At 38.8% G+C, this 16,561-nt stretch carries 18 protein-coding genes; 9 read left to right on the top strand and 9 right to left on the bottom strand.

Annotated elements, in window-relative coordinates:
* The 4 genes from L9Q40_RS15325 to L9Q40_RS15310 all read left to right on the top strand — a co-directional run.
* Positions 1-757, top strand: a 757-nt coding sequence (locus L9Q40_RS15325) for an NYN domain-containing protein (RefSeq protein WP_498793815.1), incomplete at its 5' end; no start/stop codon positions are given.
* Between the two features lie 130 nt (positions 758-887).
* Positions 888-1,769 carry a DUF4238 domain-containing protein gene (locus L9Q40_RS15320; RefSeq protein ID WP_498793814.1) on the top strand — a complete coding sequence of 294 codons (882 nt, stop codon included), beginning with the start codon at positions 888-890 and terminating at the stop codon, positions 1,767-1,769.
* 277 nt (positions 1,770-2,046) lie between these two features.
* Positions 2,047-2,886 carry a hypothetical protein gene (locus tag L9Q40_RS15315; protein ID WP_498793813.1) on the top strand — a complete coding sequence of 280 codons (840 nt, stop codon included), beginning with the start codon at positions 2,047-2,049 and terminating at the stop codon, positions 2,884-2,886.
* 197 nt (positions 2,887-3,083) lie between these two features.
* Positions 3,084-3,236 (top strand): hypothetical protein, encoded by a 153-nt coding sequence (locus L9Q40_RS15310; protein WP_498793812.1) that lies wholly within the window; start codon positions 3,084-3,086, stop codon positions 3,234-3,236.
* Here L9Q40_RS15310 and L9Q40_RS15305 read toward each other — a convergent pair.
* The 3 genes from L9Q40_RS15305 to L9Q40_RS15295 form a co-directional block, all read right to left on the bottom strand.
* Positions 3,233-3,658 carry a hypothetical protein gene (locus L9Q40_RS15305; protein ID WP_498793811.1) on the bottom strand — a complete coding sequence of 142 codons (426 nt, stop codon included), beginning with the start codon at positions 3,656-3,658 and terminating at the stop codon, positions 3,233-3,235. The genes L9Q40_RS15310 and L9Q40_RS15305 overlap by 4 nt on opposite strands.
* Before the next feature lie 107 nt (positions 3,659-3,765).
* Positions 3,766-5,973, bottom strand: coding sequence for an LPD7 domain-containing protein (locus L9Q40_RS15300; protein WP_498793809.1), 2,208 nt, complete (start codon positions 5,971-5,973; stop codon positions 3,766-3,768).
* Between the two features lies 1 nt (position 5,974).
* Positions 5,975-6,844: a hypothetical protein gene (locus L9Q40_RS15295; protein ID WP_498793808.1), complete on the bottom strand. Its 870-nt coding sequence runs from the start codon at positions 6,842-6,844 to the stop codon at positions 5,975-5,977.
* Positions 6,845-7,232: 388 nt separating this feature from the next.
* Here L9Q40_RS15295 and L9Q40_RS15290 point away from each other — a divergent pair, with 388 nt between their 5' ends.
* From L9Q40_RS15290 to L9Q40_RS15270, 5 genes are all read left to right on the top strand, one after another.
* Positions 7,233-7,640 carry a hypothetical protein gene (locus L9Q40_RS15290; RefSeq protein ID WP_498793807.1) on the top strand — a complete coding sequence of 136 codons (408 nt, stop codon included), beginning with the start codon at positions 7,233-7,235 and terminating at the stop codon, positions 7,638-7,640.
* 11 nt (positions 7,641-7,651) lie between these two features.
* Positions 7,652-8,281 carry a hypothetical protein gene (locus L9Q40_RS15285; RefSeq protein WP_498793806.1) on the top strand — a complete coding sequence of 210 codons (630 nt, stop codon included), beginning with the start codon at positions 7,652-7,654 and terminating at the stop codon, positions 8,279-8,281.
* A 103-nt stretch (positions 8,282-8,384) separates the two neighbouring features.
* Positions 8,385-8,687: a hypothetical protein gene (locus tag L9Q40_RS15280; protein ID WP_498793805.1), complete on the top strand. Its 303-nt coding sequence runs from the start codon at positions 8,385-8,387 to the stop codon at positions 8,685-8,687.
* Entirely contained in the window at positions 8,677-11,781 is a 3,105-nt protein-coding gene (locus tag L9Q40_RS15275; RefSeq protein WP_498793804.1) for a hypothetical protein, read from the top strand. The genes L9Q40_RS15280 and L9Q40_RS15275 overlap by 11 nt, the downstream gene beginning before the upstream one ends.
* Before the next feature lie 114 nt (positions 11,782-11,895).
* Complete coding sequence (locus tag L9Q40_RS15270; RefSeq protein WP_498793803.1) at positions 11,896-12,423, top strand: hypothetical protein; 528 nt, start codon at positions 11,896-11,898, stop codon at positions 12,421-12,423.
* A 58-nt stretch (positions 12,424-12,481) separates the two neighbouring features.
* Here the strand turns inward: L9Q40_RS15270 and L9Q40_RS15265 are convergent, their stop codons facing one another.
* The 6 genes from L9Q40_RS15265 to L9Q40_RS15240 form a co-directional block, all read right to left on the bottom strand.
* Positions 12,482-13,093 carry a hypothetical protein gene (locus tag L9Q40_RS15265; protein WP_498793802.1) on the bottom strand — a complete coding sequence of 204 codons (612 nt, stop codon included), beginning with the start codon at positions 13,091-13,093 and terminating at the stop codon, positions 12,482-12,484.
* Positions 13,094-13,110: 17 nt separating this feature from the next.
* Positions 13,111-13,758 (bottom strand): hypothetical protein, encoded by a 648-nt coding sequence (locus tag L9Q40_RS15260; protein ID WP_498793801.1) that lies wholly within the window; start codon positions 13,756-13,758, stop codon positions 13,111-13,113.
* Positions 13,751-14,116 carry a hypothetical protein gene (locus L9Q40_RS15255; protein WP_498793800.1) on the bottom strand — a complete coding sequence of 122 codons (366 nt, stop codon included), beginning with the start codon at positions 14,114-14,116 and terminating at the stop codon, positions 13,751-13,753. Before L9Q40_RS15255 ends, L9Q40_RS15260 begins: the two co-directional genes overlap by 8 nt.
* Before the next feature lie 95 nt (positions 14,117-14,211).
* The gene (locus L9Q40_RS15250; protein ID WP_498793799.1) at positions 14,212-15,141 is read right to left on the bottom strand and encodes a hypothetical protein; all 930 of its coding nucleotides are present in this window, start codon (positions 15,139-15,141) and stop codon (positions 14,212-14,214) included.
* Between the two features lie 22 nt (positions 15,142-15,163).
* Positions 15,164-16,084: an IS5-like element ISVa2 family transposase gene (locus L9Q40_RS15245; protein WP_010446562.1), complete on the bottom strand. Its 921-nt coding sequence runs from the start codon at positions 16,082-16,084 to the stop codon at positions 15,164-15,166.
* Positions 16,085-16,114: 30 nt separating this feature from the next.
* Entirely contained in the window at positions 16,115-16,399 is a 285-nt protein-coding gene (locus tag L9Q40_RS15240; protein WP_498793797.1) for a hypothetical protein, read from the bottom strand.
* Between the last annotated feature and the right edge of the window lie 162 nt (positions 16,400-16,561).

Below are 16,561 nucleotides of genomic sequence, written 5' to 3'. Positions count from 1 at the left end.
TGCGGTCTTAATCGATGCCGAAAATGCTCAATACTCCGTGTTAGATGCAGTATTAAAGGAGCTATCTAAACATGGGCACATACTCGTTAAAAAGGCTTATGGGGATTGGAGTTCTGAGTGCTTGAAAAATTGGAAGCAACCTTTAAATGAGCTGGCGATAAATCCGGTACAACAGTTTTCCTACACTCAAGGTAAAAACTCGTCTGATGCAGCAATGATTATTGATGCAATGGATCTCCTTTACTCCAACAAATATGACGCCTTTGCTTTAGTAAGTAGTGATAGTGATTTTACTAAACTGGCTTCAAGGCTAAAGGAGTCAGAGATATATGTTTTTGGCGTTGGTAAAAAAATGACGCCTGTGGCATTTCGCAATGCTTGTGATGATTTCATGTATACGGAGGTGCTCAAAGAAAGATATGCCCCTAAAGAAGAGCAGCCTTCAACCAATAGCACGAATGAAAAATCATCCCAGAATGACAGTAAATCCATTCGTAGGAAATTACGCCAAGACACTAAACTTCTCAATATCTTGCGAGGTGCTGCTAGTGAGTACCAAGATGAAGATGGTTGGTCGTTTTTAGGGCATTGTGGCAGTTTAATAAAGCGTCAGTATCCAGACTTCAGCTCAAAGAACTATGGTTTCACTACATTAAGTCAACTAGTTGAGGCAACTGAGTTGTTTGACATTTTGCGTAAGGAAACAGAGTCGGGGGCAGTGCATATCTTTATTAAAGATGCTCGAAAAAATGCCTAACAAACTGCTCAAGAGGGATTCACAACGCGTGGCATTTTTACTATGCGTTGCGTTTAGTTTAAGGTGGTATGCGGTGGCCTTTGTATTGCGTTGCTCTCACCTTAACAGGGCTATATGTACGAGGTAAGTATTGAGTTCAATTAATCATCACTATGTCCCACAGTTGTATTTACGAGGCTTTGTTGCTGAGTCTGGTCGTATTCAAGTGTTCGATAAGCAGTTGAATTTATTCAAGAAAGATAAGCAAACGCCTCGAACAATATTATTCGAAAAGCATAGGAATACAATCACACATCGAGGTGTACGAACGGATGCACTAGAAAAGCTCTACGGGACAATTGAAGCACCATTGGGGCAATTTTTCGATTTAGTTCGCAAGGGCTTGTCGGCGAATGAACTAATATCTAAAGAAGGCATTTATCTACTAAAGGTATTTGTAGCGTTTCAATTTTGGCGAATGCCTTTGTTAGATCCCTTTGTAGAACAGTACATTAAAACTCTAGACTTAAAACGGTTTGGAAACAGAATTACACTGAATGGTGTCAACATTGGCGATTGTGATCAAATCAAAAGCGCACTAGAAAATGACTCTGGGTTCAGACATTACTTTCGTAGCTTTATGCTACCTCTATTAACGTTTGATTTTAGGGTGCATGACAGTGATTACGAATCATGGAAAGTCCATCATGTTTCGCCAGAATACGGAGGTTGGAACAACTTTTTAACGGGAGATAACCCGCTACTTTTTGACGATTTGACCGAGATGTTCGCATTTAAGTCTAAGTTTATTATGCCTTTATCAAATAATCAGTTGATCACCTTTTCGCCAATACAAAATCTCGCTATGGATCTAGGGCCGCTTTTTACAACTTACTTAGCAATGGCTACATATAATCAGTGCCATCGATATGTAGTAGGGACTAATAAAGACTATATTGAGCAAATAAAGTTATTTTTGGGGTCGGAGGTAGAGCCTTCAGATTTGAGGGCGGAGTTATTTAAATACATATAACAAGCGTTTAAGGTTTCAAGATACTTTTACTAATCGGATATAAGCGATCTACCAAATTTCGCGTAACTCGCTTTTGTCCAGAAAGGTGTTTGAATGGGGCCGATCAATCTGTGGATGCTCAAGACAACCAGTATGAAACTTTATTCCTCTCCTACATTAGACACTTAACGTACAATATTTACCGAATCGTCGTGTGCCCCCTAGTAGTAGCCTTGACACTTAATAGAAAAAGAATCAAATTAGAATAGATAAATAATTTATTCTAAATGGTATAACAATGACAACAAGTGACAATGATAACGAAGAAAACATCGAGTTAGTGAGAGCGTTCATCGGCAGAATCAATAATCGAATAACTCACTTACTTGAAGAGAACAAGCCAATCCATCGCTACGCCGAAGAAAAGTGTTCTGGCGGCCATTACGCGCCTTATGTTCGCGCCACTTATAAGCCCAAAAGCGAATTAGAATACAATGAGTTAAAAGAAGAATTTAGGGAGCTAGAACTAGAATATTTTGATTTACTCGAAAAGCACGATAGAGAGCAAAAAGCGTATAAAAATTTTCCGATTTTCATCGATTCACCTGTTAGTAGCGTTTCGCTAAAGTCGAACACAGCTTACAAATCACGTCGATATAAGCCAGATGCGGGGATTGAAGTCGAGGTTGTAACTATTCGATATAGCGATCATAAAGAAGAGTTGTTGACGAAATCTCAAGCAGAGCAAGAAGCGCTTGATGTGCTTTCGAAGCTAAGTAAGTACATAGAGAGTGCAAGCATCGAAGACTCAGGTTATAACACGATTTATGTCACTGTGAAGCTGTCAGATTTAAGTGAATACGCAAAAGCTCAAGGTTTAGAACATTCTTCGATCACTTTAAGGACCGTTTCTGGCGTTAAGTACAACGCGAGAATTTTGACAGAGGCAGGAGAGTCTAGCGAGCATAAGTACGGTTTTATCATTGTTCACCCAGATTCTTCACTCAGTAAAAGTGGATTCTTCACCCCAACTCCACGGGCAAAATCTCACCGATCACTAGAGAGAACCTCTACACGACTAAATAAAATTGGGGAAGTTGAATTGGGGGAACAATTAGAGATTTGGCTCATTCCATGAAAGAATAGTTATTTTATCTATTCTAATATGGGGCGAAAAAATCCAAAAATCCTTCAGAATCGCGGGTAATCACCGTCGTTTCTTCAGCGCAGCTGAAAGCAATAAGCTCAAGCGTTTTTACGGCAAACTTGCCAACATCTAGGCAGAATAGTTACAGTTTGCTATAACAACAGAGTCACGAGTCGAGGGCTTAGGCTATGGAATTGAAAACCCAAGTTACAAAAGCGAAAGCCGCTAAGGTTGAGGCAATGAAGAAAATCAAGGCAGCTTACACGCAGGCTAAAAATGAAGGTAAGGTAAAAGCCTACCATATTTCATTTCGCCTGCCTCATAATATCATTCGAGATTAGTAGCCATGCGGCTTTAAGTCTAGAGTTGGCGAGACATAAAACGGGCCCAACTCCCTTTGTCTCTCTCTCTCGATTTCTAATCGCGTTTTTTGTAGCGGCTTGTTTTTAACCTCTTCAGTTATTGGCGACTCAGTTAACTCTTCCGCAACCACCACTTCTTTTGCCTCGGCTGACGGAGATGCTGTATCGCTTTGTTCAAGCTCGACTTGTCTAACGTGGCCTTTGGCCGCAGCTTGTTTTGCTTGTTGTATAAAATTATCAATGGTAGGGACGCTATCCAAGTGAGCCAACATCTCAATTTGAGCATCTTGATATGACAATTCACCTTCGTTTTGCGCCTGCTCTTGCTTTATTAGCATTAAACTAAATTGATCTTCTATCCATGCAAAGCCAGCCTCTTTTTCTGCATCAGACTCAAACAAGCTTCCAAACTTTTCTTTGATATAATTCGTTACATCGTCACGATTTGCTCTGTGTGTGAAGAGTATTGCAAACTGATTATATTGTTTGAAAAACCGCTCTCTTTGCATTAATGCTTGCTTAAATTTGTCGTGAATTTTTTTTTTGATTCGTCTGTTTTTCCAGTTTGTGCGACAGGTTTTACTATCTCGTTAACTGTTATGTCGTACAGAATTTTAGAAATAATTGCTTGATCCCGCTCTTTCGCAGGCTTGTCTTTGTGAAGCTTTCGCAGCCCATCTAGATAAATATTCTTTTGAGATTTTTCAGCCTTTTCAAACGGCGGGGTGAGAATTTGTCGGAGTTCATCTGGTGTTACCTCTTTTGATTTTTGGAGCTCTCGCTTGCTCAAATCCACAACTTTGTCGAGAGACATACCTTGTTTCTTCAATAAAAAATCAACGACGTTTAAAGCTTTCGAGCTTTCCCCTTCGACCTGAATAACGACATGGTCTTTGCTATTTCTAGAGAATTGAAGGTTGTTGATGTTGATATTGAGCTTCGTAGAAACAATAAGCCGCTTAACTCTGTCCTCGTTCAGATTTTCCTTAACCCTTTTCAGAATATCTTTGTTGTGTATGTTGCCCTTGTTTCTTCTGTTGATGCGAGCTCTAGCGCGAGTTTCAGTTCCAAATGTTCCAGAACAAACTCCATAACTTTTACTAGCAACAAGCCAATCGCTTTCATTCGTTAAGCTTGAAAAAGAAGACTCTTGAATATTTAATGTTGAAGCAATTTTCTCAACCTTCTCTTGCGCCATTTGGGCTCGGACTCTCTCAACGTTTTCTTTGAAATCATCTGTTCCAGATATATCGATATCCTCCAAAGCCCAACCTTTAGCTTGTGCAGTTTCAAGCATCAATCTGATCGCTGAATCTTTGTCATTAACTTTCTGATAAGAGCGCATACTTAAACAGTCTTCATCAGCATGATCTAGGATAGTTAAAGCAAGCTCTTTGGAGTGAATAACCTTTGTTCTCGGGTCATAGCGATCATCAAAAACCTTAGTATCTTTAATGATAGATTGGTTAATATTAGTTCTGTAGACTGCGAAGAAATTTCTTTGGCTTCTTGTGAGCTCTTCAAATGTTTGACCATATTTACTTGACCCCTTGTAGCTCTGCTTAAACTCCTGAAATTCTTCAAAATCCTGTTGCCTAGATAGCCTTTTTTGCTGGCGGTAAGTTTCGCTTTTTTCATCAAAAACTACTGACTCATCATCAATGAATTTAGATTTAGCATCTGTATAAATCTCTTCTCGCAATTTATAGTCAGATGCAATCTGAAAGCGACCAATTTGAGTTAGAGAAAGTATGTGTTTTTTGTTGTATTTTTTAATTAATTTATCTCTTAGCGCCTTCTCAGTAGCTGGGTCGTAGATGCTTTCTTTTTCCGTGATATCAAAGAATGATGCCTTGATTGCGCTCCTATCGTCTTTATGTGCATTTTGAAACAGGTCATAATATTTATCGTAGATTGGCTTTAATAGCTCGTCGAATCTCTCACCTCTTAGGTTTACAACTTTGCCATTTTTGTATCTTTGGTTTTTGTTGATAGCTGCTACAGCGTACACGCCGTTCTTCTTGCTAAAACGAACCGAAATGTCATCAACCAACCCGCTGTCTATCAGTGCTGACTTCAACTCACTTGGTGATTCAACCCGATTTTGAACAATAACTTTAGCGAGTTTATCTCCCAAAGAAAGGCCCTTTTTAGGGCCTTGAATGTTGGCGACAAACGCTGGATCATGGAGATTAAACGTAGTGCAAATATCACTTTGAATAGCATTAAGAACATCCTCATTTGATGAGATTTGTTCAAGCTTGTTTTGGGTAACTGGGTCCAGATTTGAAACAATCAAATGAATATGTAATAACCTTGCTTCCATTTTTTTTGTCCTAACCGAGTAGGCTTTATGATTGCCAATCGGCTCATGAGCTTCAGCTTGATAAATGAGATCAGCCGGATCTCGGTGAGGGAAGTATTTTTGAAGCATCAGTTGGCACATTTGGGCCATTTTTTGTTGCCTTTTTTCGAGCGGCATACTGAGCAAATCTTTATGCTCGTCAGCCGAAAAACTCAAGGTGAAGTGCCTGTAACTAGACTCCCACCCTTTATTTTCTTTAATGAAGTTGGTTGCGTCTAAAAGCGTGTTGTTGTCGCCCCCGAGATGGACTCTTCTATCGTATTCATCTCGATGCATCCCCATACTAGCTTTGCCGTTTACGAGGTACTCAGCTGCCCCCTCTTCAGCTTTATTGATTCTTATTATTGCCATCTTATTTCACCTGATTATTTTGTTGTTTTTGTTTTAAAAAGTCTTCGTAACGCTCCGACCTATCATCGACATACTCTTTGTCTGCACTAACTAATTTAAAGATGGGTGATGACAGATTGGCTTTGTAAATCCACTCGATATCACGCAGATTGCTGAGCAACTGGTAGTAGACGTCTAGGTTGATAATCGCCTTTATAAGTCTTAAATCTTCAGTTAATTGGGTAAGCTGATTTAAGTTATTCATTAGCTTTGAAATCAACAAAACCTCTTTGCACATAAACGAGTTTGATGTGTATCGAATCGGGCAATCGTTTTCAAAAATATCTCGTGCAAACTGACCGACTGAAGCATGACCAGCCAGTTGAGCGCTAAGAGAATCAACTGATGATTCAGGTAGTCTGAAACAGACCAATTTTGTTCTGAGTACACCCATATCTAGTTGCTCTTTTTCACCCATTCTCTTTCTTGTTTCTAAGAGCTCTTTTTTGTTATCTGATTCATTTATAGAGTTACTTGTAAGTGAGCTTAATTTGAACTTAAAGAAGCTCATTTCACCCTCTATATCAAGCTTGAAGTTCCGAAGATAAAGTAATAAATCTCTCACTTCTGATGAGTTTAATCTGCCATCAAATTTCATCTTTATATTACAAGCTTTGGTGAGTTGATTTATCTCTTTAGACTTATTTAATAGATACTTATATTTGATAACAGAAAACTTATCTATTTCCTTTATATCAACTTCCGCATTAATAAGTAATCTTCTAGCTAAAGAGTTAACACTATCACCGCCGTACTGGCGTAATCTATCTTCTGAAATTTCTGGGTAAGTATAAAACGAAATCACTCGTGATTTTGGTTTGTTCTTAGTCATAAATTAATTGTTGTTTTTAATCTTAGCGAAATTTATTTTGCATAAGATTCCGGATTTTTAAGGTGGAGACCTTAAAGCACTAGCAGACTTACAAAATTTTTAGCCGGATGGCGTTAAGAAAATTATGTAAAGGATGCGGTTCGTGCCTTACTATTATAATCTCGGATATTTTTGCCCCTTTTGCAAATTTAATGCTTTTGTCGGTTGAATGGGATTGGACGGAGCTTGCGAATTGTTGTGTAGAACCACCGAATAAGTTTTTCAGAAGTTTTAATTGAACTTGAATAGAAATGAAATTAGATTTGATATGAGAAAAATAAAAAACTAACTTATAGATATAGAAAAAATTAAATATAAAAATTTGTATATGAACCACTTAGATATTAGAATGAGAGATGAAGTCGAGCCCGAATATCAAACGGATAATTGGGATGAGGAACTTACTAAAGCTGAGGAAAGAGCCGCGCATGAGAACCTAGAAAAAAGTCAGCCAGTAACTAATACACAGATTTCGGCAGAAACGTACGTTGCCGAGTACAAAAAACTCGCGAAAGAAGGTGCGTTTGACGCAAAGACAAAGGCTGAGAGAACCCAAGAGAAGATTGGTGAGTATCATGAAATCATAGAAGACTTAGTTTTGAAACGAGGATATACGGTCCCTCAGGTGGCAAAAGTGTTTAAAGAAGGATTGAAACTTGGAGCGTTAACTTTGACATTAGATTTTAGCGAACAAAACTTCAGAACTTACGTTCAGAAGAATGTTAAAAAACCTAGAAGTAAAAAAATAAGTAAATAAAAATAATAACCATGTTTAAGAAGACAGATAGCACAGAAGAGGAGTTAACTTTAGTTGAAGAGCTAGGCTCAGTTAGCGATAAATTTGATAGTGAATTTGAAGACTTTGATGACTTCGATTTTGAAAGTAGCGATAGCGATGATGTAGATGAAGATTCTTTATCAGATATTGTAATCAACATTGATGAAGTTGAAAATATATCTATAAAAAAAACACCACAAGAATTGTTTGACTCATTAATTAAATCAACTAATTATGATGAAATAATTAGCCAATCAGATTTTAATCTATGTATAAAATCATATATAGACTTTGATTTTTATCATGATTTTGATTTTGACAAGTTGATAAGTAAAATCATAGAGAGTTTATATTTGTCAAGCAATCAAGATGAATACTTGAAAATAATTTTAGCCATTTACAAACTAAAAGAAAACTTACTTAAGGCTAAAATAATAAAATATTTAGATGAAAGTATTGATTATTTCTCTGAACAAGTGGATGAATGTATTAATTGTACAACTAGTATGAACAATGCTAGCAGAGAAACCGTTAAGCAATCATCAGAAATATTCTACAAGTTAGCTAAACTTAACCACAAGGATTTACTAACTACTCTCAAAGAATCTCTAAGACATTAGAATATAACTTTCTGATAACCGCCGTATGGCGGTTTTTTATTTTAAATAAAAAATAAAAATTTAATTAATTCACACAAATATTGTAAAGTATAAATAAAATTATATGAAAAAAGAAATAACAAAAGAGATGGTTGATTCAGAGAAACTTACTAAGTTTCATGATGAATTATCTAAAAAGGTTATCAATATAAATAAAAAGCACACTAAAGCTGAGTTGCTTATGTTTTTAAAACCGCTCCTTTTGAGGCTGAGGTATGAAAACAAAATGACTTATCGCCAGATCATCGAGTTCTTCGAGTCCGGCGCTGAAGTTGATGGAGATATTTACACACTTAACATTCAAATCACTGAGTTATCGAGATTCTACAGTGCTCACAAAAACAACGAAACGGAGAATGCTGTATAAATTCGTAAACGTAATCAAAAAAGGCACACTGTCACTTCTAGTGCTTTTTACCGCTTTTCATGCGCACGCTGAAACCAACAAGGTTTCAGTAGACTCTTGTGGCTATGACGGCGAAGGAAAGGTCGTCATTTCATCAACGATCTGTCCACAAAACAATAACATCAAACTTCTTTATCAAATTTTTCCTGACCTGACTCTTCGTGCACTAGATACCTTTGGCCTTGATTACTCAAAAGAGATGGTGTCCCGCCTATACGGAAAGAACGAAAAGATAACAAGGGAGGAGCGTAAGCTTCAGATAGTCTCTTATTATCTTCGTCAAATGGCCGTGTACATTTCAGCAGCCCTGATTATCTATGCGGCCTTCGCAGCAATTGGTCATGTTATGAAAATCGGCACGAACCCGAACAGACATGGTCGAGTGAGAGTGCCTGAGACTATTTTAGGCTTTTTAGTTGGTTCGATACTTATAGCTCAGATAAATGGGTTCTACGGCTTTCAGTGGCTAATCATGGGCGTTTCGTTCATGGGCATTGGCTTGTCTCAGATGGTGATCACATCAATTGCATGGATGTTCCAAGTGAACACATCGCCGAATTTGCTTGGTGATGAAGTTACTTTCGAATATGACGCAACAGATGAAGCAACGATGATGACTACACAAGAGGTTGAGATTGCGGTATGCATCTCTCAGCTCAATGCTAATGCTTTGCTGTTGAACAACGGTCAGGATTACATGACAAGGAATACTTCTCCGAGTTTTACTAATATAGATTGGTCTATGGATCAGGATGATCGTGTTAGCCCTATGGAGGTTTTTGACGATTCTGACAACCTTATCATTGCGTATGGATCGGGTGTTGCTTCTTCAAAAGCAACAAGTAGGGACTTAAATCCAAAACTTTGCGGGAAAGAGAGAGTTAATCAAGACAAGCAATTAACTGATGTTGTTGATGAAGTGGATGTTGATTACTCGAATGCAGTTGAAGTCTTTCAGAGGTACGCAGCTGAGCAATTGGGCAAGGATGAATTAACTACTGATAATGAGCTTGAAGTCACCAAAGTAGATCTGTTGAGAGCTCGTTTTTTTAGAGAGTTGATGTCTCGTTACAGAAACCCTTCAATGTCAGATGACAGAGCAGAATCATTTTTGATGAGTATGAGGATTGCGGAGAAAATTAGATCTTATAACTGCTTGGCTGGGGACCCACGTAGCAAATTTAGGAAAGGGAAATCGGCGGTTAGACTGATGAAAGATGGGGCAAACATCGGTGAAACCTCTCTTGCTTGTGTAACCAATCTTGATTCTGATAGGGATGGGTTTTCAGTGGGGATACCTAGAGTGTACTTTGATGATGAAGTCCTGAAGACCGCTGAAGAGACTCAGAAGGGAATTGAGGAAGAAATTATCACTGATATTCAAGATCTCATTGACTTCCACAGAGAAATGATTACGCCTATATACGAGGCATTCTTTGACGCTGGTCGATACAAGTCATCTGATACCCAAGATAGCTTAATCAAGAACATGATTCAGCAAGGCTTGATTAATGCAGCTGCGAACTACATCAAGCTTGCGATGTACACTGACGGGAAAGTGGTGGGTTCAACGCTGGTTAGTGAGATTAAACCGGATATTCAATCATTCCCCTTGGACAACTATTACTTACCAATTCGTAATGCTCTGCCAATCGGCGAAGTGCTTGTAAGTAAGATTAAATCTATTCCTAACTCGTATAACGAGAGCGTTAAAAAGGCTTATTCAGCGGTAGGCTTTGAGAATGATTTATCGCAAGTGCTGAATGCAAAAAGCCCACTTAACAAGTCTAATGACATCGTTTCGAAAATTGGTCATAAGATCAACAGTGTGATCGATGATGCAATCATGAGCGTTCAAACGGCTGTGGGCTTCGGATATACGCTTTCAGCTATGGAAGGCTCAAGATATCTCACAGAAGCTGTCGCAAAAGGCTGGAACGAACAGGCTATTGTTGAGCAATACATTTTGCGTTGCATTGGTTATGAATTGGAGACGTTTAATCTTGAGATGGCAAGCGAATGTCGAAATATGCAAAGAAACCCAGTGTCTTTGATGAGAGACATTGGTACACAAGTGTTCCAAGCTGGGGCTACTACAATGCAGTTTACGCTGGCTTCAAGTTTAACTCTAAGTTTGTTTCAAAACACAAGCGGGGCTTACGGGGGAATATCTACATCGAATAGTTCCGGGTTAAAAATAGGTAGTAGTTACGTTGACAAGGTTGGGGTTTTATTTAGTGCTATCAGGCCAACTCTATTTGCCATTTCAATTGGTATGATGGTTGTTGGGGCGATCTTTGCTCTTGTGTTGCCATTTATTCCCGTCTTCTACATGTTGATACTAAACACTGAGTTCGTCATTTTTGTTGCGATTGCTTTGGTTGCTGGTTCGTTGTTGATTCCGGTACTGTTTAAGCCTCGTATCGAAGATGGTCATGAAGAGATCGGTGAGTATGCGATTTTCAAAATGTGTCTACACATACTAATTAGACCTTTTGCAATGTTCACGGGTCTTGTGATGGCGTTCATTATGACTTCAGTAACCCTTAAGCTGGCTCTTTATATGACAGCTGGGCTCAATGAGCAAATGTTAACTCATGCATCAGGTGCGAACGTTATGTTCGTTGCGTTGTTACTGATGGCTATGACGATGTATGTGTACTACAAGTTGATTATGTCTTCGTTCAGTAAGATTCCTGAGCTTGCAAATATGATTACACGCCTTCTAAGAACCAGTGGTTTTGCTATTGCTAGTTCGTTCTCTGATAAAGCTGTGGCAGCTGTTGGGGCCTCAATATTGGGCGTAGATAAAGCTGGAGAGCAAGGGGCTCGTAAGATTGAAAACTTGGAGCGAGGCGCTAAGAGACTACTTAAAAAGCATAAGGCAAACAAAGCAGCTCGCGAAGGCGGTTCACCGCTTAGCAGAAAAGGCTCTCAAAACAGAGTTTCTAAAGGCAATAGTATTAGCCTTAAGAAAAAGCCTGAAGCTGAAGCTGGAACTGATGCAGAACCAAGCTCAGAAATGAATCCGCACCAACCACCAAAGAGTGAGTAAAAAATACCCACCAAACCTAAGCCCTGCATGAAATTTCGGGGCTTTTTATTAAGTAAAAAATTTCGGATTTGAGGGAAAAATTATTAAAATATAGATATAAAACAAAATTGAATCATGAAGATAGACAGAGATTTTAAAGAAAAATACCCGGAGTCAGTTAGAAACAAACTTAAAGATTTATTTAGAAAGCCAGAAGGCCGTGATCTGCTTATGAAACGGTATGGTAATAATGGTTTTGAAGAACTAAAGACGTTTCTAAAGGAAATTCTGACTGAAGAGCTCGGAGCAAAACAAAGAGAGATTGCAGAGATGTCTTCCAAGGCATCTGAGTTACTTAATAACAAGCAAACGATGGATGCGCTAGAGCTCTTAGAGACCATTGCTGACAGTAAGCGAGTCGAAGATGACTACAAAACTATTTTGAAAGACTCTGGTATTGAACTTGATGAAGCCGAAGTAGTGAAAGCGGCCAATCGTAACCCGAATGCTGATTTCGTTGAGCGATTAACGAATGCAATAGCTAAAAATGCAGGCGAAAGAGCTACTGTAGAACCAGAAACTAAGGTTGAGCAATCAGTAGAGGGAGTTAGCCCTGATGCGGATAAGAAGAAACCAGCGCACAAAGTTGGCTTCAAGATGTAGTTGAATTCAGATTCAAAAAAACCTGCTTTTGAGCAGGTTTTTTTTAATGTAATTAAGGTTAGTACCCTTGAATTTGTCTTTTTAGGTTTTCACGATAAGCTTTTTGCATCGCTACGAAATTTGTACTTTCTTCCATAGCTAAAGCTTTCGCTTCTTTTGTTCTGATAGAGCTATAGTACCTAACCAGTCTTCCGTAAGACTCGCCTGTGATATCCATATCCGCAGCTCTTTTGTAATACTTTTCTGCATCAGGGTCGATGCCGTGAGCCTTAACGCACTTCCAATTACCATCGCAAGTGAACTTCATTGATAAGCTGTAGTATTGAGCTAAAGCATAAGTTGCGGCCAAATCACCCTTATCAGAGAGAGCCTCAAGACCTTTTCTAGATTCACTGAAGTCTGTCTTTCCATCAGCTTGATACCAGCGCTCAATATCACCAATGTAGTATCTTTTTTTATCTTCTTCTGTTTTTAGATCGGACAGTTTGATTTTATCCAACTCTTCCAAACTAAAACCTTTATCAGTTTTAACCTGTCTCGGTCCGCTCTCGATGCTACGGTAATCGATATCTGGGTTGTACCCGTATGGATTTGATTTTACTGCTGCGAAAGCAACAGTGCTTGATAACAAGGTAGTTGCGATAGCGATTTTGATAGTTTTAGTTTTCATTCTGTACCTCATTATCATTAATTTTGTTTGAATTTGTTGAGCGCTGCTTGCTTATATTTTTCGTTTTTAGTTAGCGTGTTGTAATAAGCGTTTTGCAGACTATTTATTGTTGAATTCACTTTTGAGCCGCTGTCTAAATGCTGAATTGACTCTAGGCTATTCACAATATTTACGAACTTTTGTTTATTTGCTTCGAAGCAAGAAATATCGCCCTTACACTGCTCAGTTAATTCGCGGTATTCAGCTCTATTTAGGATATATGTCGATAGAGCGTCATGACGCTGAAGGTTAATGCCTTCAATCTCGTGTTTTACTCTTTTGTATTCATCACTTGAGTTAGAGCTGTGGCGATAACGATAAAGAGCAATATTTAACTTTGTTAGCTTGTCTTCGAAAGCAGTTCTGTTTATTGGTTCGCGTTGTATTGCGGCCCAGTCAACTGCATCGAAGTCGTATTTTTCTTTGAAAGAGAAATCAAACTCGTAAGCAAATTGAATCTCTTGGCTCTTAGCGCCGTTTTGCATCTCCTGAACCACTTCTATTGAAGAAGGTCCGGAGATGGCTTCAGCTGCTTGAACTTCTATCCAAGTACCCACGGCCAGAATGCTTAGTGCAACTACTGTTGCTCTGATTGTGCCCTTGTTTAACGTTACAGTATCACTCATAAATTATGTTAGTTTTTATAGTTTTTTTCGCTGACTTCGCTATTGTGATTGCCCTATATGCTAGTGCTCTATTTAAGCAAGCTAGAGGGAACCTGTCGTCGAAATCAGCTGAGTTTCTATAAGAGTCATCAGAAAGATATGTGTTGATAACTGAAGCGCTCTGACTAAGCTTTTCTGCTTCTTTCTGAAGTTCTTCATCTATGAGCGTTAATACATCCATAACCTTTTGAGACGGCTTGTACTCTCCAGTAAACCAATACTGAGCTGTGCGCTTGGTTACACTGAATAACTTTGATAACTCTTTCACATCGAGAAAAAGCCTCTCAAACAAAACCACTAATTCAACATTCTTGCTCATTTGCTGTTCTCTTTATTATAATTTACTTCGTTTTTGCGAAGTTTGCAACTTTTTTTCTTATTTTTCAGACTTATACAGAAATCGATATCTAGGATTTACCAAAGCTCACCGCTCTCGATTTTTTGCTCAAATTCCTCATCGGTCAATTCGTTTTTAATCTCCGCCTCCGATAAGAACTTACTGAAATCTTTACTTGCGTCATCCGTAGATGAGCTACCCTTAGTTGCCTTTGCTCCTTTTATGTCAGGAGGGCTCTGCAAATCCACAGATCCTTTACTCCCCATTGTTTCGACTTTAAACTTAAGGGCGAATATTGATTTGCCTCTCTTTACCCGTTCCTCTTTAATCTCTTCAATTTTTATCCCGCTATCAGCCTTATTAATTTCCTCGATTGATTTTTGAATGATTCGCTGATTAAACTTCTTAAACTCAAGTTCTGGATAACCACATAATGTCATTAGTTCTTCAACTTTGAAATCAACATAATCACTTCTTGATTTGATATATCTTCTTAGAATTACAGTTAGAAAAGTTGTTGCAATATCACTCTTGCCAAGCAACATACTTACAGGAATACTAGAGAACCCTTTTCTTTTAAAAATAGAGCTGTAATAAACAAAGAATTGCATCATCTGTGGGTTAATATCTACTCTTAACACCTGATTAGTTTGCGCTATGCCATCAACCTCAACATTAGTAGATATAACTGCTATATCAGCAAACAAGGGTTTGACGCCTTTTTTGATTGATCCGCTTGGCGTGATATATTCATAGCCATGAGTAGGAATTTTATTTCTGACCATAGGAACATATTTATCAACGGCCCTTTGAGCTTCTTTTCTCTTTTCCCAATCTTTTTTGTTTGTCTTTTTATCACGCCAAAATTCGAAGAAATCGACAATATCAAATTCAAACCTGCAATACTCCGAGTGCATTCCAAAGTACGCTGATATGCTATCTAGCCAGAGATCTTCTTTTTCATCACCATTTTCTGGCTTTGTTGCGTAATTCAGACGAGAAACCAAACCTCCTAAAGTTGAGCGACTTTTATACAATATACTGAGTTTCAGGCATACCAAGCCCTGTAAGTTTGTTCAGTGCTTTGATCATGGCGTAAGTCTCGCCAACCTGAGCGTTGTAATTTCTTAGACTTAATTTCCCACCTAGCAACTGTTTTACTCGGTACATTGCGGTCTCTGACAGAGAGCGCTTATGATAGCCATACCGCTTTTTCCACTTCTTGTTGGAGCCGTAGAGCTTCTGGCAACCTACCGCTAAGTTACGAGGATGCCCTTGTTCCCAGAAGGCTGCTCCTTCTCTTGGCGGGATGAGCGGAACAGCTCGCTTGATCCGTATGGCATCATGGCAATTCCTTGTGTCATAAGCGCCATCGCCTGATATCTCAATGATTTTACGACGTGTTTGCTTGAGTAAGTTGGGGAGCACTTCGGCATCAGTGACGTTAGATAAGCTCAGCTCTGCTGCGACTATTTCGTGGGTGCTTGTATCTACCGCGATATGCAGCTTACGCCAGACTCTTCGCTTCCCATCAGTTCCATGCTTCTTGACCTTCCATTCACCTTCGCCATAAACCTTGAGGCCAGTGGCATCAATGGCCAGATGTTGTATTGCTCCTCTGGTTTTGGTTTTAAATGAAACTTCAACTTCCTTAGCTCGGCGGCTTATACAGGTGTAGTGCGGGCAAACAAGCGGGATGTTAGCCAGCTTAAATACGGAGTCTAGAAAACCTTGCAGCGCTCTCAAGGGCATAGAGAAAACGCGTTTCACCATCAGTGCGGTAGTAATGGCTAAGTCGCTGAATCGGCGAGGTCTACCACGCTTGCCTTGTTTGTTTTGCTTCCACTCAGCTATCGCTTCCTCATCAATCCAAAAGGTCAGAGAACCACGGTTGATTAAGGATTTATTGTACTGCTTCCAGTTAGTTGTTTTGTAACGAGGTTTAGGCATGAGGCTACGACGATTGATGGGCGTAGCCGCTCAGATCGTAGTTTCTTGATTTAGTTCCATCGAATTACGCAACAAAGCCCCATTTTCTAGAAGTATTTGATTTGCTTTTTCTTTACCTTTTGCTTTTAGCTTTTCATAAAAGACTTTATTGCATCCGCTCTGAAACGCCTCGTTGTCAGCCTTCATGTTTGATAAAACACTCATCAAAATTCTTCTAGTTATAACTTGTCCGTCGTGATGTAAAACCGTCAAAGTGTTAGATAGGTTTGCTTTATTGTCTTTGTTTAGCTTCATTACTTTTAAATTTTCACTCATAACCGTTGTGTTTTTTATCAACCTAAGAATTCAGGTGACAAAAAGCAAATATAAAATGTCACCCAAAGATCAAAAAATAAGCAAGATTAATGCACGACACTGCTTTGGAAGGGAATATTTTTTTGGATATTTTTCTTAATGTTCTAACCGGATTACGGGGCC

It is taken from the genome of Allocatenococcus thiocycli (genome assembly GCF_921292965.1).
Lineage (GTDB): Bacteria > Pseudomonadota > Gammaproteobacteria > Enterobacterales > Vibrionaceae > Vibrio > Vibrio natriegens.
Note: the sequence above shows the minus strand (reverse complement) of the source record. Positions and strands in the feature narration are given on the sequence as shown.